Here is a 20,429-nt window from a genome sequence, read left to right as displayed (position 1 = left end):
ACATGAACCGTTTTTCTATAAAAGGGCTTCATTTTCATATAAATAACTATAAGAAAGATCAAAGAAAATATATTCCTTATCATTCAGGGGATATGAAAAGGTCCGGATGGTTTCTCCCGTTTCGATATCACTGTATAAATCGGATAAAATTCCTTTCTTCTCATTACGCATCTTTACGATGTTTTCGAGAAAATAAGGTCTCCAGCTCCAATTTTTATTCATATATTTGGGTTGTACTAACCATTGCCCGTCCTTATGGAGGATATTGGGTGATTTTTGATACCCCTCTTCATCACAAATATAAAGCCGAAAACATATGTAATCCAATTTTTTCGCCAAACTACGAAGAAAATCTTCATGGGAGCCAACTCGCTTTTGCTGTTTTAAGAAGCCTTGCATATTTTCGTTGAATTGCGAAGTCTTTTGATAAACGGCTTCAAGCTTCTTGGTCTCAAGTGAAATGAAGGACTGACATTCTTGATGGAATTTTTCACGCAGTAAATCCTTATTGATGAACTCACCTTCCGGTTTCGCCAAAAAATACCCTTGATAATATCGTCCACCGTTTTTCCATGCAAAGCGAAGCTGGTATTCAGACTCAATGTTCTCAAATAGTAGATTGGCGCCTATTTTTCGCGCAAGCATGCTTAGAGAAAACAGTATGACCTGATAGGCATCTCCACCTGATATGCGAAGCTGGTCCAGGTTAACTTTTAAAATATTAGGAGAAATTTGTGCAATTCGGTCCAATTGCGTGTCTTGTCCTAAATGATCGAGAGCTATCTTAATCCCATATGTTTTAAAATAAGCGAGCACATGCTGCAAAGGGTCTAAGTTTTCCGGACTGATCGTGTCTGATAATTCCAGCACAATCCGGTGCATTTCCTCCGGTTGAAAATGACGATGTAAAATCTCCATGAATTCTTCGCCATGATCCAGCATAAGCAAATTTGGATCTCTGTTAATAAAGATAAGAAAATCTTCACCATAGTCTTTTATTCTTTCCAAGGCTATTTCAAGAACGTAATTATCCACTTCCACCCTATACTCTTCCGGCACTGCAGAATCGTGAAAAAAAGAGCCAAGGCTTTTATATTCTGATTGTTCCTCATAGCGCCCTAAAATTTCATATCCGATTACCTGATGTTGATCTGCACTGAAAATCGGTTGAAAGAATGGTGTCACCCTGTCTAAATTCTTCAATATTTTTTCTGTATCCATGATGCATCTTCCCCCTAATTACGAAACACCAATATGCAAAAATTATACCATTAGTTTCTAGAATTGATAATATTTAATTTTAATTCCTACAACATAACTCTTTTTTCAGTCATGACTTTTGAATGAAACTAAACGATTCTTCGTCGAAAAGGCATTGTTCATAAATCGAACAATGCCTTAATGCCTAATTAAAAAGGGAAGAACCATGGGATGGTGATCACCATGATAACGCCAATGAAGATCTGTATGGATATCCCGATCACGATAAAGTCCTTATACTTGTAATCACCTGCTGTCATGACAAGCGCATTTGTAGTGGCAACCCTAGGCGTGGATAACGCCAAACTGCCTGCAACTGCAAGGCATAAAAATACAGGAAGAGGATCGATTCCTTGATTCACTGCAGACGTCAGGGCAATGGGCGTCATGATTACCGTCGCTGCTCCATACGGGATGAATTGGCTTAGGATAAGTGTCAGGAGGTAAAAGAAAGCTAATATGCCATGTGCCCCGATATTACTGAATAGAACGGCCAGCCAATCACTTATCATTCTTACTCCACCCGTATTATCCAATGCTGCCGTTATTCCGTACATGGCGGCGATCAATAGAACAGGTTCCCAGTTAATCTTTTGGTAAGCATCTTCCATCGAACGGACACAGCCAGTGATTACCATCAACAATGCGGCCGTCAATACTGATAGCACAGCAGGGATTGACTCCATCGATAAAAGAATGACCATCAATGCAGTGATGCCCAAGGCAATCCATGTTTTACCTTTGGAGTTGACCGGAGAGCCATCTTCCGAAGTACTGCCAATAACGATGACATCCTGTAAATCCGAGGATATCCTCTCAATGTTCTCCCATTCTCCATGTATCAGGATTGCATCCCCCGGTTTCAGACGTTCCGTACCGACATCCGCTTGAATATATTCACCATTCCGATTGATTGCCAGCACATTACATTGGTATTTCTCACGAAAATGCACATCTATCAAGGTCTGGTTTTCATAATCCGAATTCGGAACGATCAATATTTCCGTCAATCCAAATCTACTGCTTAGAAAATGTTTTTTTATTTGTTCGGTATTGAAATGCTTAAACTCCAGTTCATAGTTAAGTGCCAATCTCTCAACTGCTTCTTCTTCCCCAAACACCAAAATGATATCTTCAGGATGAAGAACTTCATCCGCTCTGGCTGGAATCGTCAGCTGTCTTTGCAACAGCGGCAATTGCTTATCCTTTGGCTTCCGCTGAATTTCAATCAAAGTCAATTCATACTGGATAGGAAGCTGAAGGTCTGACAGCCTTTCCCCAACAATATCGGAAGTAGCGGGTATATGCAGATAATGCAATCGGTCATACACTTTGTACATGCCGGCAAGCTCCCCTGCTGACAGTCCCTTGACACTATTGTTCGCGGCAATCGTTTTCTCGGGTAGTAACAGGCGCCCAAGTGTCAACATGAACAATAATCCTGCTGCAAAAGCGATTAAGCCCACTGGTGTAAAGTCAAAAAATGATAATGTTCCTATTCCGTTTTGCCGTAATACATCAGCAACGACCATATTGGAGGGTGTACCGGTAAGTGTTAATAGTCCGCCAATACTGCTTGCATAGGCAAGGGGCAATAAATACCTTGTCGGACTTGTTTTTTGTTGTAAAGCCATGCTCATAACGAGCGGAAGCAGTATGGAAACAATGCCCGTTCCACTTAAAAACGCACTTAATATTCCAGCTGTAAGCATGACGATAAGCAGCGATTTCCATTCACTGCCCCCGCATAAACCTAACAACTTATTTCCTGCCTTTTCCACGATTCCTGTATTTAAAAGGCCGGCACCGACGATAAATAGCCCAGCCAGCATGATCACCGCTTGATTCGCAAACCCGGCCACTAGCTCATCCAATGTAAGTATCCCCAGTAAACCAAGTATGGAAAGTCCACTAAGTGCAATTAAATCTGCGCGGAATTTTCCTTGTATAAAAAGCGCAATGGCGCATAGAAGTATAATCAGTGTAATAAACATTGGTTCGGTCATCATGTTACCTCCGTATAGATGTTCAATTTCAAACCGGATACGGTTTCATTAAACCCCAGTTTACATGTTTTTCATGTGCGTACAGAAGATATTTTCTTCATTTTATGAATATTGTTTGTTAGTATGAGGAAGTAACATTTTTATATTAGATAGGTTGATTAATTTGAATAAACCCATATCCAGAAGAACATTTTTAAAAAAAAGCCTTGGTACATTGGCTACCTTAACCGGTTTAGGTATTGGCGGCAGCTATTATGCCCATAATTTGGAGCCGAAATGGTTAGAAACCAAGCATAAAATCATTCGACATCCCCTTATCCCTGAAGGTTTCCATGGCATGAAAATGGTCCAATTCAGTGATACTCATTTAGGTTTTCAATTTCAGCTTAAAGATTTACAAGCAATTGTCAATAAGATAAACCAACTCGACCCGGATGTTATTTTATTTACAGGAGATTTAATGGACCAGCCTAATAAATACAAGGCTCAACAGAAAATCCCTCCTGTTTTGAATCAGCTCAAAGCGCCGCTTGGAAAATTCAGCATCTATGGCAACCATGATCATGGGGGATATGGCTCGGAAATTTACAGCGATATCATGAACAAATCTCATTTTACCATGCTGCAAAATACCTCGACTAAGATTACCTTATTAACGGCAGAAGAAATATTCATTGCCGGGGTTGATGATGCTATGCTTGGAAAACCGGATTTTGAAAAAGCCCTTTCAGGCATTCCAGAAGAAGTGTTCACCATTATGCTTTCGCATGCTCCTGACCTTGCCGACATATCAAGGACTTACGACATCCAATATCAAATAAGCGGTCACAGTCATGGGGGCCAAGTACAAATTCCCTTTGCCGGAGCCCTTGTAACTCCCCCATACGCTGAAAAGTACCGAGAAGGCACGTATGAAATCGATTCGTTAACGTTACATGTTAATAGAGGGCTTGGCACTACCCGACTCCCTTATCGTTTTCTTTCGCGTCCTGAGTTGACGGTTTACGAATTCCAGGCCGAAAAATGATAAGAAAAAAACACAGGGGAAAACCGCCAGACTTATTAACAAAACCTGTGCGACTAAAACAACTTGTTCCATAAATCATTTGTAATGTATTCTTATGAATTATAGCATTAGATGTATATCTGAGAAAACCAGGTTTTTTTTACCAGCAACATAGGTAAGCGGCATAAAATCATAACATGCTTAAGTAGCCACACAGGAAAGTTCCGATACAACCTATAACCGACACCGTTATATAGATAAGACCATCTATATAACGGTGTTTTCTAATAAGTTCTAGTGTTTCCATACTGAATGTGGAAAAGGTCGTAAAAGCTCCTAAGAAACCTATTGTAATGAAAACTTGTAAAGATAAAGCCCAGCTTTCTTTCTGTGGAAATGCCATTCCTAAACCGAAAGATCCTATAAGGTTAATCAGTAAAATACTAATGGGTATTGAGCCACCTGGCAATAGCCTATTAAAAATAATCTGTAAGACATATCTAGAGGATGCTCCAAAAAAGCCTCCTATAAAAACTGAAAAAACTTCTATCATAAGGTCTCACCTCTCCTTATATTAGAAAGGCACAGTCCGAGGAAACCGGCGACCAAACCAAATAAAAGCGTGGACACAAGATACAGTCCTGCAAATGGCAGAGAAGTCTGTAATAGATTCACCATTTCTTGGGAAAACGTGGACATCGTGGTGAAACCGCCGCAAAACCCGCTTCCCAGAGCCAAAAAAACATACGATTTCTTTTTTGAGGCGAAATAGCCACTTATCATACCAAGTAAAAAGCTGCCTACTATATTTATTAAGAGGGTTCCAAACGGGAAGAAGGAATGGGCAGTGGTCAAGATTACGCAATAACGCAATAACGCTCCCGCTGCTCCGCCGAAACCGACGGCAATAAAGCTTTTTAACCGATCCATTACAGTCACCCCAAATTTTTCTCACAAGTAGATTCATTATAACAGATTAAGATGAAACAGGCTCTTTTCTAAAAAAAATCCATACTATGTAAAGAATTAGAGAAAAGGAGGCTAATTATGCAAGTACAGCATTTTCCTTACTACCACTATCCACAAACCATGATGCTACAGAACGAATACAGAAATGCATATGGGAATGAATATGGACCTGAATATTGGAATGACGAGCGCTTCTTTCCTTTCTTTCCTCTATTGGCGCCTGTAGCTTTTGTTGCAGGATTGGCAATTGGACCGTTGCTATTCAATAACCGTCCACCAGTCTACGCTCCATATCCTCCCCCATTTCCACCCGCTTACCCTCCTTACCCTGCTTACCCTGCTTATCAAGGTTTTCAGGGCTACCAGCAACAACAATTCGGCGCACAGGCTGGAGTATCCGAAAATATCAATATATACACTAGATAAGGATTGGACAGAAGGCGTCATTAAACGCCTTCTTTTTCTTAGCTTAAAAGGCATCCGATTGAATTTTACTTCCTTATATATTTTGAAGTGGTATAATATGAAATGCATAGATGGTAAAGTGTTGGGAAATGATTGTCATAGCCTAGAGATGTACATGCATTAATTTTTAACTATTTCTTGCCTTATTGGCACACGTCTATATTTCACCCATTATAAAAACAGGTTTTTATTGAAGGAGTCTGCAATGCCCTTCTAACCTTATTAAGAAAAGGAGTTTCCATAATGAACCAAACGAAAGGACATTCTGAAAGGGATGAGTTTTCGATTAACTCCCTTGCCCAAGCCGTGTTTATTGTTAATAAGCACGCAAAAACTGCGTTGGAGCCTAAAAATTTATATAATTTGAAACGGCTCGCATTAAGCAAGCTTATGCAAGAAGGAAAAGCGAAGAAGATTGGACTTCATTTCTCTGATAACCCTCGCTTTGCAGCACAACAATCCGACGTGATTGTCGAATGCGGATCATATGTTTTTCATCTGCCTCCCACTAAGGAAGATTTGAAAAAACTACCCCACCTCGGCAGCCGGGCAGCATCCATACGTAATCCTAAAGCTGCGTTGTCATTATCCAAGGCCAAACAAATCCTGCAATCTTACGTTGGACAAGCAGGTGAAAAACAACCGACCCCAACCAATACCGAGAAAAGGGCTTACGGGCGTGGGTCGGTCAAGCAACCTTTTCACAACCCATTCCCATCCTCCTTTTTAGGAAAAGGTTCCAAGTATTAAGTATGAATTCCGGATAAATCAAACGGGCCGTGAGGTAATGCCTCATCGGCCCGTTTTCACATTTATAATATAAACCTGTCTATCAATTTTATTAGCTCAGCAATTTCGGGTTTGCTGATTTGGGCGTCAGCCCCTACGACCTGCCCTTTATGACGCAGGCTGTCCGTAATCAAGGAAGAGAAAATAATCACCGGCAATAATGCGAGTTCACCGCTTTCCTTTATTCTTTTAGTCAAATGATGACCATCCATTTGGGGCATCTCAATATCGGTAATCACAAGTTGCACTTCTTTTTCGACCACTTTTCCTGAATCAATCAAATTCTCCAGATAATTAATTGCATCAAGTCCATTTTCATAAAACTCCAAGTACTTGAATCCTGCTTCCGACAATGTATCAAAAAGCAGCTTTCTCAGTAATGGAGAATCTTCTGCAATCAGGATTTTTATCTGAGTTTTGTCGGCTACCGAGCTTTTTAACCTGCTGGATGTTTATTCCCGATTCCGGATTGATTTCGACCACTATTTTTTCAAAATCGAGTAACAGTAACAATTCGCTTTTTAATTTTATTACTCCGATAATCTGACTTTCAAGCCCTTGATACATATCCGAAGGCTTCTCTATTTGAGACCAGGAAATACGATGGATCTGCGTTACTGTATGAACATGGAAAACCACTTTTTGCTGATTGAATTCAGCGACTATGAATTTATCCTGCTCAGGAGTTTCAGATGGCGGAAATCCTAAAGCATCCGCTACATTCACAACCGGCAGGACTTCTTCGCGAAGCTCAATGATCCCCTCCACATTTGGATGGGAATGAGGTACAAGCGTGATAGGAACATGATTAATGATTTCTTTCACCTTAATTACGTTAATGCCGAATTTATTCTTACCGATGCCGAATTCCACTATCTCCAGCTCATTTGTACCACTTTCCAGTAATATCCCTTTATTAGTTTCCATTTCATCTCGCCCTTCTCTTACTTTTTATAATTCCCTAAATCTTTTAAACAGCATAAAAATCCTGCTTGTCAGTTACATGGACCTATCATGTTTTTTTATTATCAACACATACCTAATAATTCGGTTAATTTTGTCTTTTGTTTAGCGCAATGATAAAAAAGGATCAAGATGTGTTTATCTATTAAGGCCAAACAAAAAAGGGACCCATACAGGTCCCCTTTTTACCCAGCTCATTTTTTTACCATTACCGTTCCGCAATCATATCGTGAAGTGCCTGTTTCTTCGACGTAAACGCTGCCATGATATAACCAATATAAAAGATCATACCTGATAGGATCGTCGCAAAATAACGCCCTGCAGCCCTTCCAAACCCGATTCGTTCTCCATATAAATCCGTCACTTTAATATTCTGGAGTATTTTACCGACACTCCCTTTCCATTTAGAGGAATGCAACAAACTATAATAAAGAAAGCTAAGCATGGATAAAAATAAAGGATCCATTGTCTTTTCCTCTAATTCCATCGGCTCCACTCAAAAAAATACTCATAAAAACCGATAAGATTCCAGTAGGGATTCCTATTATAATTCCATCAATGATATTCGCGCCAAAGCGTAACCAAAATCCAGCATACAGCCCGCTTTTCTCTGGACTGTCAACAGCCGAAACTTCCATTTCAACACCTAGCACTCATAAATTCGGTATTTTTCCCATCATATAACTAACAGGTCAGTTGGGTATTTTCAGCTCTTTCGTGACCTTTTCCTTGGATTGAGCCAACCTTTTTTAACAAAGAATAAAAACATCATCAAGGCAATTCCGCCCATCATTCCAAGGATGAGGAAATAGCCATAGTGCCAATTCAATTCCGGCATATACTTAAAATTCATCCCATATACGCCTACTATGAAGGTCAGCGGCATGAAAATGGTAGTGATTACAGTCAATGTCATCATCGTTGAATTCATATTATTAGAGTTCACCGACAAATAACTATCCCGGATATCGGAGGAGAAATCCCTATAGGATTCCAGCATTTCAGTTAATTTAAGAAGATGATCATACACATCATTAAAATATAGGTGCTGGTCTTTTAAGTAATTCAGGCGCTCTGATGAAATCATCCTGTACAATAAATCACGCATCGGTAATATGGTACGACGGAGCCTGGACATATCCGTACGTAAATCGAATAGCTGATCCATCAAATCGTTTATCGTTTCATTTTCAGTATTGTCCTCAATGCTACCCAACTCGCCTTCTATTTTATAGACGGGAGGGAAAAATTCATCAACAATCCTGTCAATTATCCTGTGCATCAAGAAAAAGGGACCATGCTTCAACATTTTATTGTCAGAAATCTCTTCCCAGACCTTTTCAAGTTCAAGCATTTCTTCCTTATGAAAAGTGACTATCCATTTTTCTCCAACGAACATATCCAATTCAACCGCTCTAAAGATCTTTTGCCTGAGAGCATGTATTACAAGAAATTGGTAGTCCTCATAAAAATCCATTTTGGGACGTTGGTTAAAATCATCCAGGCAGTCTTCAATTGCCAGCGGATGAAAGTGAAAATGACTGGATAAAAGTTTGATTTCATTGTTTGTGGGATTGGAAAAATCCACCCAATACCACTCGATATCCGGATTATTCATTTCTGATAGAGGTAAACCGAAACTGATTTCTTGGTTAGTAGTAATTGCACAAGTCCTTATCATATGTATCAACCCTCAAAATTTTCTTATCATTCATTATACCTTTAATTCAATAATCTCAAAAAGTATTTCTCCCCCATCCAAACTAAATGATAAAATAGAATGAATCCGTCAAACATAGTACATAATCTCATGAAGTATGAAAAGGGAGGATATTCATCATGGAACATTTAATAAACCCTTTAGTAAAAGACGTTCAAATATCAGGGATCCGTAAATTCTACAATATGGTCGCTGATATCGAAGGCACCATTTCCTTAACGATAGGACAGCCTGACTTTCCCACTCCAATGCATATAAAAGAAGCGGCAAAAAAAGCCGTCGATAATGATTATACTGTTTATACTCACAATGCCGGTTATCTGGAATTAAGGGAAGCTGCCTCTGAATATGTAAAGGATAAATACAAGCTTGATTATGATCCAGCGAATGAAGTCATCGTGACCTCAGGTGCCAGCGAGGGCATTGACATTACCTTTCGAACGATTCTCATTCCAGGGAACGAAGTCATATTACCAGGGCCGGTATATCCAGGATACGAACCTATCATCAAAATGTGCGGTGCAACACCCATTTACGCCGATACAACAAAAAATGGATTTCGTTTGACTGCAGATATAATTGAAAAGTACATAACTGATCAAACTCGTTGCATCGTTCTTCCATATCCATCGAATCCGACTGGGGTAACATTGTCTGCCGAAGAATTATTGGACATTGCCGAACTTGTAAAGGGCAAGGACATCTTCATATTGGCTGATGAGATATACAGTGAACTTGTATTCGATCAGGAACATGTATCGATTGCCACTTTCTTAAAAGAACAAACCATCGTCCTGAACGGTTTATCCAAGTCCCATTCCATGACCGGGTGGAGAATTGGCCTTCTGTTTGCGCCAGTAGCCATCTCTCAGCATATTCTGAAGGTCCATCAATACAATGTGACTTGTGCCTCCTCCATATCGCAGAGAGCTGCCTTGGCTGCATTGACGGCAGGTAAGGATGATGCCATTCCCATGAAGACCGAGTATGCACGGAGACGGGAATACGTATACAGTCGATTACAAGCGATGAAACTGGAAATAGTCAAACCAAATGGTGCCTTTTACTTCTTTATAAAGCTGCCTGAGGGCTATACCTCTTCCATTGACTTTTGCCTCAATCTTGTCAAACAGGAAAGAGTGGCGGTAGTCCCTGGTGACGCTTTCTCTCCACTTGGGGAAGGGTACTTTAGGATTTCCTATGCCTATTCCATGGAAACACTGGAAAAGGCTTTGGACCGTATAGAAGCATTTTTATCTTGAGCGACTCGGACAAAAAAAGTGGCCTTCAATGGAATGATTGAGGGCCACTTTCCTATTCTCAAAGATTTCAGGCTACTGATGGTTTTTCACCAGGCGGGACAACTAATACAATCTCCGTAAAAAACGAATTTCCCGATATCCTTCTTCTTTATTTGTCGTGGTAAGGCTCACTTCAACGATGGAACCGAGTAAGTCAGCCATCACTTCTTCAAATTCCTTTGCGGAGCGCGGCTTAGAAAGACCTAAACTTTTCAATTCGCGCATCAGGATCTGGAAACCGGCATTCGTTTCAATATGACTGAATTTCACCGGCAAGATTAGCGGACTTTCATTCATTAATTTCAGATCCCAACGAATGGGCTTTGTTTGGTGAATGGTTTTTTCGCGTTTATAACCTTCAATCCTGACAATATATCGACCATCTTCTAATTCCTGGAATTTCATGTTGATATCATCGAATTCGCCCATATCGATCGCTCCTTTTTATAAAGGCTGTCGCTATCAGCTTATTCATGAAAAAGAAATACTAGCACTTAATTATAGTGTTTATATAATGCCTGGGTACCGCTATTTTCCTCGCCAGCTTCTGCCAGCCCCTCATATAGGGATTTGCTCAGGCTTAATCCAGGGGCCTCCATTCCCATTCTTTCCGCTTCGTCAAGTGCAATCTTCATATCCTTAATAAAATGCTTGATATAAAAACCTGGTTCAAAATCCCCTTTGACCATTCGCGGCACAAGGTTGGACAGTGACCAGCTACCGGCAGAACCCGATGATATGCTTCTTAGAACCCGGTCTGGATCCAATCCCGCCTTTTTGGCATAAGAAATCGCTTCAGTTACTCCGATCATATTAGATGCAATGGCGATTTGATTGCACATTTTCGTATGCTGTCCTGACCCAGCTGGGCCTTGATGTACAACATTGCTGCCAATAATATCAAAAATGGGCCGCACCGCTTCAAATGCCTCACTATCCCCGCCCACCATGATCGTAAGCTTCGCATCACGAGCACCGATGTCTCCTCCGGAAACCGGTGCATCCAATGATTGCATTCCTCTTTTCTTGGCTTCCTCTGATATTCTCATGGCCAAGGATGGAGTGGAGGTCGTCATATCGATTAAATGGGTTCCTTTTTTCCCATTCTCGATAAGCCCATTTTCTCCAAAATAAATTTCTTCCACATCGCTAGGGTATCCTACCATGGAAATGATCACATTAGCTAACTGTGCTATTTCCTTAGGTGAAGATGCCCACTTCGCGCCCTGTGAAAGCAATTCACTTGCCTTCTCTTTCGTCCTGGTATAAACAAATACCTCAAACCCTGCCTTTAGTAGATTTACGGCCATGCTTTTTCCCATAACTCCTAAACCTATGAATCCGATAACTTCGTTTGATTTCGTCACTGCAAATTCCTCCCAATCATTTTGTTTCAAAAAACCTTAAATGGACTTTATCATTCCCCCGTCAACCAAATAGGACTGGCCGGTTAAATATGTATTCGCACCTGAAACAAGGAAAGTAACGAACTTAGCAAATTCCTCGGGTTCCCCGTAACGGGCAAGAGGGATTTTATTTATGGATTGTTCAGTTATTTTCTCGGGAGTGACACCTTGTTTCTCTGCATTCATTTTATCAAGGTGCTGAATGCGGTCTGTTGCAATTCTTCCAGGACCAACTGTATTGATCAAAATCCCGTCTGGAGCTAACTCGGAAGCAAGCGTCTTTGACAATCCCACGATTGCGGTGCGGAATGTATTCGATAATATCAATCCTGGAATAGGCTCCTTAATGGATGAAGATGCAATATTAACAATTTTTCCGCCCTGTTTTTTTAGATGCGGCAAGCTCTCACGGATCGTCCTGATGAAGCTTAATAAATTAAGTTCAAAGGATTGTTGCCATTCTTCATCATTGAAATCTGAAAATGAACCACCGGGAGGACCTCCGGCGTTATTAATAAGAATGTCGATACCGCCGAACTCCTCAGCTGTTCGCTCAACCAGGCTTTTAATATCTTCAGCTTTTGTTATATCCGTTGCCATATAAGCCACTTTACCCGCCCCAAGCTGTGATAATTCCCTTTGGACGGCGGCAAGCTTTTCTCCATCACGGCTGGCTATCATGACATTTGCTCCTTCTTTAACCAGTTCAGCTGCCATCGCCTTCCCCAAACCTTGGCTTGAAGCTAAAATCAAAGCATTTTTCTTTTTCAAATGTAGTTCCATATACTATCAATCCTCCATTTTCAATAAATAAATTATAATTCCATTATATCGTCATAATCGAAAAGTGAAAAATTTGAATAATCATTCCCGTGTTTTTTTATTTCCCTTGGAAAAACTCAAAAAAACTGCCGGTTGGATTAACCAACCGGCGACAAAGGGGGAAATGAGAATGTCAGCTGCCCTAATAGAGCCAAACAACTGTGCTTGCTTCTTATTTACCCCCATTTTGTTGCAATAAACATTCTTTCTAAAAAGATTTAAGAAAAATTACAGGACAGCACCCCAACCGAAGGGGATGGGGTGCCGTTTGTCATTATTTATTGCTTCAAAGCGTTAATTACCGCTTCTTTCACATTATCATTCGTATCCAGCACTAAAACTTCTTGAGATAGTTTTTTCATCTCTTCAAGTGAAAGTTGGCTGATTAAAGAACGTGCTTTTAAAATAGAAGTGGCACTCATTGAGAATTCATCAAGGCCCATTCCGATCAAGACCGGGATGGCCACTTCATCTCCAGCCATCTCACCGCACATTCCGGCCCATTTCCCTTCTTTATGAGCTGCATCTATAACCATTTTAACCAGGCGTAAAATCGCTGGATTATATGGTTGGTATAAATAAGATACTCTCTCATTCATTCGGTCAGCGGCCATCGTATACTGAATCAAGTCATTGGTACCTATGCTGAAGAAATCGACTTCCTTAGCAAATATATCAGCCATTACTGCAGTTGAAGGGATTTCAACCATAATTCCGACTTCAATTTTTTCAGCAACTTGAACACCATTATCAAGCAATTCCTGTCTAACTTCAGCCAAGACGGCTTTTGCTTCGCGGAATTCGCCTAGTGTCGCAATCATTGGGAACATGATTTTCAAATTTCCGTAGATGCTTGCACGAAGCAGGGCACGGAGCTGTGTCCGGAAAATCTCCTGCTCATTTAAGCAGAGGCGAATCGCTCGGTATCCAAGGAAAGGATTCATTTCCTTAGGAAGCTCTAAATACGGCAACTCCTTGTCTCCGCCTATGTCAAGCGTTCTGACGACTACAGACTTTCCTGACATTCCTTCCAGCACCGCTTTGTATGCTTCGAACTGTTCTTCTTCACTTGGAAAGTCATTTCTGCCCATATAAAGAAATTCCGTACGGTATAACCCGATGCCTTCACCGCCATTTCGATGAACGCCTTCTAGATCTTTCGGCGTACCAATATTTGCAGCCAATTCCACATGATGTCCATCTTTTGTAACCGTTTGTTCATGGACCAGTTTCGCCCACTCAGCCTTTTGCAAAGCATAGGCTTCCTGGTCCTCTTCGTAGCGTTTTACAAGTTCAGGAGTAGGGTTGATGTGCACTTCACCTTTTAACCCGTCAATAATGACCAAGTCACCATTTTCGATGGACGAGGTTACTGACTTTGTCCCAACGACTGCTGGAATTTCCAATGAACGCGCCATTATGGCTGAATGGGATGTACGTCCACCGATATCGGTCGTAAAACCTTTGACGTAAGCCGGATTCAACTGTGCTGTATCGGATGGAGTCAAATCCTCCGCAATGATGATCACTTCTTCAGCAATCATGCTTGGATTTGGAATATGAACACCTAAAAGATGTGACAATACCCGTTTGGTGACGTCTCGGATATCTGCTGCACGTTCCTTCATGTATTCATTATCCATTTGTTCAAACATCGTAATGAACATGCTTGCGGTTTCATTTAAGGAGAACTCAGCGTTGACGTTTTCTGATTGTATTTTATCCTGAATTGGAGTTATAAGTTCCGGATCAGCCAAAACAAGCAGGTGCGCGTCAAAAATAGCGGCCTTATCGGCCCCTAAGTCCTTTTCGGCTTTATCCCTGATTATCTCCAATTCAACTGTTGACTTTTGAATAGCATCCTTAAAACGGGATATTTCGGCCCCGACATCTTCTATGCTTCTTTTTTCAATCGATAGATCTGGCTCAGTCAGCCGGTAGGCTTTAGCGATGGCTATTCCGTTTGAAGCTGCTATTCCACTAATCAAAGTGGACATTATTCTGCTAATCCTTCTCTGTTCAATGTTTCAGCAAGTGTGTTCAGTGCATCATTTTCATCGCTTCCTTCAGCAGAAATCGTAATCTCTGCCCCTTTGCCAATTCCTAGTGACATTACACCCATAATGGACTTAAGGTTCACTTTTTTCTCTTTATAAGAAAGGTTTATTTCTGAATCGAATTTTCCTGCAGCTTGTACAAGCAATGTAGCCGGACGAGCATGAATTCCTGTTTCTGCAGTTACTGTAAATGTTTTTTCTACCATATAAATCAATCTCCTTTAAGATAAATTAAAAAAATTAGGTTATGTAAGGGATTTTCTCTATCCAATCAGGAAAGAAATGAAAAAACCCTTTTCCTTATCAGAATAGCATTATCATTCCCAACAAACAAACCAAAACTATCTGGTACCTAAAAAATAGTACAAAAATATAGATAGAACTGCAACTATTACTTTTCAGATTCTTCAATGATTAAATGGACAGCTGTGCATTTTTGGTGAAAAAAGCTCTGAAACTCAGCATAATGAAAAGGACAACTGTTAATGAAACACTCCCGAGAATCCCAATAAGTATGGCAATCTGGTATTCAATTGCGATGAGCGGGCTTATCCCCGACAGGATTTGCCCTGTCATCATTCCGGGAAGGAAAATAATCCCCATTCCGAGCATATTGTTCAAAGTTGGGAGTACGGCCGAATCGAATGCAGCATCCACATATTTCTTCACGGCCCTCGCCGGTGTCGCTCCAAGCATTAACATCGCTTCTACCTTTTCGCGATTACTGCTAATCCCATCATGGAGGTTTTTAAGCGCTAATGTCACTCCAGTCATCGCATTCCCCACGATCATCCCTGCTATTGGAATGAAATACCTTGGCTCATACCAAGGCGTGAAATGGATCACGACCAGATTAAAATAAAACAGGGCGGCCATGGGACCTGTCAACATACTTAGGATAACCATCCTTTTGATTTTCTCATTAAGCGTATAGGGCACTTGCTTAAAAATATTATGGATGGAGAACAGAGCCATTGCACATAGAAACCCTATAGAAAGTAAAGGGTGGGGATTTTCAAAGATATATGTCAAAACGTAACCGGCAAGAATGAGTTGGACCGTCATCCGTATCGTGGCTAGAATGATTTGCTTTTCCCTTGAAATCCCTCGCCATTTCACGATAATGAGCAGAACTACAACAAAGAAGTAGGCCGCACAAAGACGCCAGAACTCAATATCTATTATCCCATTCCCCTCCATTAATAGTCACTCCCCTTCACCTTTTTCAGGACGATCATCTTTTCAGCACAGATGTCCGCTAGTTGTTTTGAATGCGTTATCATGATGACCGTTCCTTTTTCCCGTTTTACTTCTTCTAAAAATCGGCTCATGATCCTCAGTTCGGTTTCCTCATCAAGAGCTGCTGTCGGCTCATCCAGTAAATACACTTCGGGTTTCAATAAAAGTAACCTCGCCAGTGCGAGCCTCTGTTTCTCCCCGCCAGAAAGATTCTCCGTTCCCTCGTCTAATGACTTCTGTAACTCGACGGTTTCAAGCGCCTTCACCAATTCGGATTTTTCCTTTTTTTTCCGTTCTGTCAATTCCAGGCCCAGCTGGAGATTTTCTTCAATCGTTCCGGGTAAAGTGAACGATGTCTGAGACAGCATTGTGACTTTACGCCGGAGCTCTATTGGGTTGAATTTATCCAGCAACTGATCTTGATAATAGATCGAACCGCTATCCGGGTCATCCATCCTGTTCAATAATCGGAGCAATGAGGTTTTTCCTGCTCCGCTTTCCCCAGTCAAACAAGTAACCACACAAGCGGATATTTCCAACTCATCAATATGCAGAATCCCTTTATACCTAATATTTTCAAGCCTAAACATCATTTTTCACGCCTGCCTCTCATATTCCACCCTATCATTATAAGAAACTATCATGATAGGGAGTAGCGATCCATGTAAAAATTTTTATGATTTTTCATTTTCTTTCCCTTTTTTATAGGTTAGTATTATTCCTGCCGAATATATCCATGACGGACATGGAAAACACCTTTGAAATGGAGGAACTTATCATGAACAAAAATTCCTTTTTACATTCTTATCTGTATGTTTTTTTCCTTACTGCCATTTGCCTGATCTCTTTGTCTGGCTGCCAGGCCGCATCAGATAACCTGATTAATGAATCCAAACAGGATGATTCGTTGGTAAATGAAGACATCCAATCCAAAACGGATTCTTCCAAAGAAGAAAAAGGCAAGACATTCACAGCCAAGATCGTCAGGGTTGTTGACGGAGATACAGTAAAAATCAAAATGACTAACGGAAATGAAGAAACGGTCAGGCTCCTTTTGGTAGATACCCCGGAAACCGTGCACCCTTCCAAGCCCGTTCAGCCTTTTGGACCTGAAGCAAGCAAGTTCACCAAGGATTTAATGCCTGCTGGTTCTAAAGTGGAAGTAGAAACCGGCATTGGTGAAAGAGATAAATACGGCCGGCTGCTTGCCTATTTTTATGTTGATGGAAAAATGGTGAATAAGCTCCTGCTTGAAAAAGGACTGGCCAGGGTAGCCTATGTATATGCACCGAACACTAAATATCTTGATGAATTTGAAGATATTCAGAAACAAGCCCAAAAAGACGAAATCGGTATATGGTCAATTGAAAACTATGCAACTTCAAGAGGGTTTGATGATTCGAAGCCCGGGGAAAAATCAGAGGAAAAAACCACTGTGAACTCATCTTGCAGTAACCCAAAAATTAAAGGCAATATAAATTCTAAAGGCAATAAAATATATCACATTCCTTCGGGCCAATATTACGAAATAACTAAACCAGAAGAAATGTTTTGTACCGAGCATGACGCACAGGATGCTGGATTCCGAAAATCGCAGAGTTAACAAAAATAATGGTTTTATCAATATGCCTACTTTGGAAATTGCAATAGAAATGTTCAGGGGGATACATAATGAAATACAACAGGAATGAAGCTTGTCAGCTTTTCTCCCCCACTTCCTGGTTTTTTTCAAAATAATAAAAGTACCCAATATAGATAATGAAAGCCAAAATGGGACATGCCCGTTCTCGATATCAGCCTCCGTGGAGTAACCCAGTGTTATCCATGTGAACGGAGACTTTGAGCTATTGCTGACGTTTATACTAAATGATGCTTGCGAGGAAAAGTATCTGTAAAAGAAAAGCACATCATCTTCATATGAATATAGGTTTAACTTGAACGAAAATGAAAACGAGAAGGAGTCACCATTAAAGAACTTAAAATCTTTCGAAGAAGAATTGGCACATCCACTATCCGGATGTGTTTTTCTTTTGATCATCCCCACGCTCAAAACACTTTCAATACTCCCGAATCTCCCTTTTCCTTTCAATTTAGTTTCTGGTTCACGCCTGATAACCCACTTTTCATCCCATACATTTTTCCGTTATGCCATTTCGCAATAGCCTAACGGATCATTTATGGTAGAAGGACCCGGGAATACTGAAAGTGCGCTTTCTAAAGGTAGCTGCTTAATGGATGATTTCTCAGCTCTAAAGACTGAATTCACCCCTATGATCCATCATATTATCCGTTCACTTTCCATCTATAAAAATAAGGAAGAATATTTTCAAGTAGGATTGATTGCTTTATGGGATTCATTTAGAAGTTTCAATGAGGAATACGGACAATTCTCTAACTATGCCTACACAGTAATCAAAGGCAAAATCCTGAATGAATTGAAGCATCATCATAAATATGAAGCCCACAGCAAACCATTTGATTCCACCATACTAGAGATTAAAGATCCTTTTTCAATGCACGAAGAGGCCTTCGCCATCGAAAGCATCTTACACTATACTGAAGGCTTGACATTGAATCAGCAACGCTGGCTTTTGCAAACCTACCTGAAGAATAAAACAGTGACTGAAATTGCTGAGTTATATCAAGTCACTACAGCATCTGTAAAATCGTGGAGAAAGTCCACTTTAATTAAATTAAGGAAGCAAATGATTTTCCACTGTAAATAATAATAGGGTGGCCCAGTCATGAGCCACCCCAATATATCCGGGCATTAACTTCTCGCTTCTTCTAAATACGTATAAATTATCACACCGTTATGTTGAGCATTCCCCCGAAAATGTTTAAAGTCGTCCCTTTTTACAAGAACCTCACGAAAAGCTAAAAATTCTTCCTTTGTTATCCTGAATTCATCCATTTCCCGATTTGCCAGTTTATCGAGTACATCTTTTGCTTCTTCAGCATTCATAATATTATCCTCCTTAATTATCAAATGTTCTATCCATATTCATACAGGAGAAATTCCGTTTTCATTTTATCATAAACATGCCGCTTAATATAAATCGGAATTTTTTAAGGCCCTCTTGCTACATTATTCTTTACGAATGCTTTAAAATAGTGCAAACTGTATAGTAAAATATCATAATGTAAAATGTTTGGCATTTTTTGTACATAGGATTACATACTGGTATGCATAACTGCGCTCTCAAGATATACCAAATTATGCCACATCATTACAACTGCTCCATACAAGAATTGCACCTCCTTTAACAGTTTAGCTTACTGTACCGACAGAAGAGAATCTAATCTCTTACTTGCACTCCCCACGTCAATATCTAAACGGCAAGATGTTCGAATAATCCAATTACTCCATAGTTTGATCATTGGAAACGAAATGGGAAAGGATGATAACCATGAAGAAAGCGGAAGTTGGAAATATCATTGAATTTAGAGAAGGCTTAAAAGGAATCGTCGAGAAAGTGAACGAGAACTCAGTAATCGTGGACGTCACGTATATGGAAAATTATCGTGATTTGGAACTTGAACAGAAGACCGTCGTCAACCATAAAAATTATAAAATCATAGGATAAGTCAATGTAAACAAACGGGATGGTTTCTTAATGACCATTCCGTTTTCACTTTTTAGAAGCATGCCAATTCATTCTCCTGCTTTTTTGTAACAATATTCACTCCATACCGTCTATTTCATTAAAGGTCCTGCATTTGTGATTGCGGGGATATCTATTATATGAATTTTTATTTCTATCAGAGAGATGAGGGAAAAGAAATGACTAGTTGGGCACGTTCTATTGGCTGTGCCGCATTCGCCGCTTTGCTGACTGGCTGCGGTATGACCACAGACAAAAATGCAGATGGGCCACAGGGAGATTCAGTAAACGAGGAGAACGAAAGCAATTCTTCTCAAGGTGGCCATGACGGAAACAACAACAAAGTAAGACTGATGGAGCAAAACCTGCAATATACAAGTAATGGGAAAGCAATAGAAAAAACAGCGTTCTTAAAAAGAAGTGATAATCAACCGTTCAGCCTCTATGTTTTGCAACAATTTAAATTAAGTGCCGAAGAACCTGGAAAGGATATTATTTTCCTGACTGAAGATGACTCCATTTATATGAGAATCGAATTGTTGACAGCGGATGTCAATTGGGATGAGGTGGAAGAAAATGTTCATACCCAGCTGAAAAGCCATTCAAAAACGATTAGGGATCCGGCACTTGATATAGAGAACGGCGCGGGATTTGAAGTCGAAAGTGGGGATGATGTGATCACTTCCATATTGCTCAAGGATGAGAAAGCACCCGTCCGCTTAACTATTTTCACGAAAAAAGATATGGATTTCCGGGATGCTTTTCTAGAAATGGCTAAGACGCTTATGAAAGGATGAACCCCCATTTCCCCTGGGACGGAG

Annotated in this window: 22 protein-coding genes and 1 pseudogene; 8 read left to right on the top strand and 15 right to left on the bottom strand. The window is 40.4% G+C overall.

Going from position 1 to position 20,429, the window contains the following annotated elements; translation table 11 throughout:
• Nucleotides 1-15: 15 nt before the first annotated feature.
• Entirely contained in the window at nt 16-1,221 is a 1,206-nt protein-coding gene (locus tag ACFX4X_RS06840; RefSeq protein ID WP_284471353.1) for an EAL domain-containing protein, read from the bottom strand.
• A gap of 188 nt (nt 1,222-1,409) precedes the next feature.
• Complete coding sequence (locus tag ACFX4X_RS06835) at nt 1,410-3,266, bottom strand: SLC13 family permease (protein WP_377382638.1); 1,857 nt, start codon at nt 3,264-3,266, stop codon at nt 1,410-1,412.
• Nucleotides 3,267-3,429: 163 nt separating this feature from the next.
• On the opposite strand from ACFX4X_RS06835, the gene ACFX4X_RS06830 reads away from it, so the two are divergent.
• Nucleotides 3,430-4,293 (top strand): metallophosphoesterase, encoded by an 864-nt coding sequence (locus ACFX4X_RS06830; protein ID WP_061462246.1) that lies wholly within the window; start codon nt 3,430-3,432, stop codon nt 4,291-4,293.
• Between the two features lie 169 nt (nt 4,294-4,462).
• Here the strand turns inward: ACFX4X_RS06830 and crcB are convergent, their stop codons facing one another.
• Together crcB and ACFX4X_RS06820 are read right to left on the bottom strand one after the other, a co-directional pair.
• On the bottom strand, nt 4,463-4,825 hold the full coding sequence (gene crcB, locus ACFX4X_RS06825; RefSeq protein ID WP_284471355.1) for a fluoride efflux transporter CrcB: 363 nt from the start codon (nt 4,823-4,825) through the stop codon (nt 4,463-4,465).
• Complete coding sequence (locus ACFX4X_RS06820) at nt 4,822-5,202, bottom strand: fluoride efflux transporter FluC (RefSeq protein ID WP_061462244.1); 381 nt, start codon at nt 5,200-5,202, stop codon at nt 4,822-4,824. Before ACFX4X_RS06820 ends, crcB begins: the two co-directional genes overlap by 4 nt.
• A 117-nt stretch (nt 5,203-5,319) precedes the next feature.
• On the opposite strand from ACFX4X_RS06820, the gene ACFX4X_RS06815 reads away from it, so the two are divergent.
• Nucleotides 5,320-5,667 (top strand): hypothetical protein, encoded by a 348-nt coding sequence (locus tag ACFX4X_RS06815; RefSeq protein ID WP_375166246.1) that lies wholly within the window; start codon nt 5,320-5,322, stop codon nt 5,665-5,667.
• 282 nt (nt 5,668-5,949) lie between these two features.
• Complete coding sequence (locus tag ACFX4X_RS06810; protein WP_061462243.1) at nt 5,950-6,456, top strand: YkyB family protein; 507 nt, start codon at nt 5,950-5,952, stop codon at nt 6,454-6,456.
• A gap of 62 nt (nt 6,457-6,518) precedes the next feature.
• On the opposite strand, the pseudogene ACFX4X_RS06805 reads toward ACFX4X_RS06810, so the two are convergent.
• The 3 genes and pseudogenes from ACFX4X_RS06805 to corA form a co-directional block, all read right to left on the bottom strand.
• Nucleotides 6,519-7,422 (bottom strand): annotated as a pseudogene (locus ACFX4X_RS06805) (chemotaxis protein).
• Between the two features lie 244 nt (nt 7,423-7,666).
• The gene (locus tag ACFX4X_RS06800) at nt 7,667-7,924 is read right to left on the bottom strand and encodes an RDD family protein (protein WP_377382635.1); all 258 of its coding nucleotides are present in this window, start codon (nt 7,922-7,924) and stop codon (nt 7,667-7,669) included.
• A 240-nt stretch (nt 7,925-8,164) separates the two neighbouring features.
• Nucleotides 8,165-9,139 (bottom strand): magnesium/cobalt transporter CorA, encoded by a 975-nt coding sequence (corA, locus tag ACFX4X_RS06795; protein ID WP_284471357.1) that lies wholly within the window; start codon nt 9,137-9,139, stop codon nt 8,165-8,167.
• A 158-nt stretch (nt 9,140-9,297) separates the two neighbouring features.
• Here corA and ACFX4X_RS06790 point away from each other — a divergent pair, with 158 nt between their 5' ends.
• Nucleotides 9,298-10,440, top strand: coding sequence for an aminotransferase A (locus tag ACFX4X_RS06790; RefSeq protein ID WP_377382633.1), 1,143 nt, complete (start codon nt 9,298-9,300; stop codon nt 10,438-10,440).
• Between the two features lie 102 nt (nt 10,441-10,542).
• Here the strand turns inward: ACFX4X_RS06790 and ACFX4X_RS06785 are convergent, their stop codons facing one another.
• From ACFX4X_RS06785 to ACFX4X_RS06755, 7 genes are all read right to left on the bottom strand, one after another.
• Nucleotides 10,543-10,908: a hypothetical protein gene (locus ACFX4X_RS06785; protein WP_061462238.1), complete on the bottom strand. Its 366-nt coding sequence runs from the start codon at nt 10,906-10,908 to the stop codon at nt 10,543-10,545.
• Between the two features lie 65 nt (nt 10,909-10,973).
• The gene (locus ACFX4X_RS06780) at nt 10,974-11,876 is read right to left on the bottom strand and encodes an NAD(P)-dependent oxidoreductase (RefSeq protein ID WP_284471359.1); all 903 of its coding nucleotides are present in this window, start codon (nt 11,874-11,876) and stop codon (nt 10,974-10,976) included.
• A 6-nt stretch (nt 11,877-11,882) separates the two neighbouring features.
• A complete protein-coding gene (locus ACFX4X_RS06775; protein ID WP_061462237.1) occupies nt 11,883-12,668 on the bottom strand; it encodes an SDR family oxidoreductase in 786 nt (261 codons plus the stop codon).
• A gap of 317 nt (nt 12,669-12,985) precedes the next feature.
• On the bottom strand, nt 12,986-14,704 hold the full coding sequence (gene ptsP, locus ACFX4X_RS06770; protein ID WP_377382631.1) for a phosphoenolpyruvate--protein phosphotransferase: 1,719 nt from the start codon (nt 14,702-14,704) through the stop codon (nt 12,986-12,988).
• Nucleotides 14,704-14,970, bottom strand: a complete 267-nt coding sequence (locus ACFX4X_RS06765; protein ID WP_061462235.1) for a phosphocarrier protein HPr — start codon at nt 14,968-14,970, stop codon at nt 14,704-14,706. Before ACFX4X_RS06765 ends, ptsP begins: the two co-directional genes overlap by 1 nt.
• A gap of 208 nt (nt 14,971-15,178) precedes the next feature.
• Nucleotides 15,179-15,964, bottom strand: coding sequence for an ABC transporter permease (locus ACFX4X_RS06760; RefSeq protein ID WP_377382629.1), 786 nt, complete (start codon nt 15,962-15,964; stop codon nt 15,179-15,181).
• On the bottom strand, nt 15,964-16,596 hold the full coding sequence (locus ACFX4X_RS06755) for an ABC transporter ATP-binding protein (RefSeq protein ID WP_377382627.1): 633 nt from the start codon (nt 16,594-16,596) through the stop codon (nt 15,964-15,966). Before ACFX4X_RS06755 ends, ACFX4X_RS06760 begins: the two co-directional genes overlap by 1 nt.
• Nucleotides 16,597-16,781: 185 nt before the next feature.
• On the opposite strand from ACFX4X_RS06755, the gene ACFX4X_RS06750 reads away from it, so the two are divergent.
• On the top strand, nt 16,782-17,606 hold the full coding sequence (locus ACFX4X_RS06750) for a thermonuclease family protein (RefSeq protein ID WP_377382625.1): 825 nt from the start codon (nt 16,782-16,784) through the stop codon (nt 17,604-17,606).
• 628 nt (nt 17,607-18,234) lie between these two features.
• A complete protein-coding gene (locus tag ACFX4X_RS06745) occupies nt 18,235-18,729 on the top strand; it encodes a sigma-70 family RNA polymerase sigma factor (RefSeq protein ID WP_176431871.1) in 495 nt (164 codons plus the stop codon).
• A 44-nt stretch (nt 18,730-18,773) separates the two neighbouring features.
• Here the strand turns inward: ACFX4X_RS06745 and ACFX4X_RS06740 are convergent, their stop codons facing one another.
• The gene (locus tag ACFX4X_RS06740; protein ID WP_061462231.1) at nt 18,774-18,968 is read right to left on the bottom strand and encodes a hypothetical protein; all 195 of its coding nucleotides are present in this window, start codon (nt 18,966-18,968) and stop codon (nt 18,774-18,776) included.
• Nucleotides 18,969-19,413: 445 nt separating this feature from the next.
• On the opposite strand from ACFX4X_RS06740, the gene ACFX4X_RS06735 reads away from it, so the two are divergent.
• Entirely contained in the window at nt 19,414-19,590 is a 177-nt protein-coding gene (locus ACFX4X_RS06735) for a YkvS family protein (protein WP_064505160.1), read from the top strand.
• A 197-nt stretch (nt 19,591-19,787) separates the two neighbouring features.
• Nucleotides 19,788-20,405, top strand: coding sequence for a hypothetical protein (locus tag ACFX4X_RS06730; protein WP_377382623.1), 618 nt, complete (start codon nt 19,788-19,790; stop codon nt 20,403-20,405).
• Nucleotides 20,406-20,429 lie beyond the last annotated feature (24 nt).

This window comes from Peribacillus sp. YIM B13481 (assembly GCF_042787985.1).
Lineage (GTDB): Bacteria > Bacillota > Bacilli > Bacillales > DSM-1321 > Peribacillus > Peribacillus simplex_A.
The sequence above is the reverse complement of the archived record's forward strand: the minus strand, read 5'-3'. Positions and strand labels throughout refer to the sequence as shown.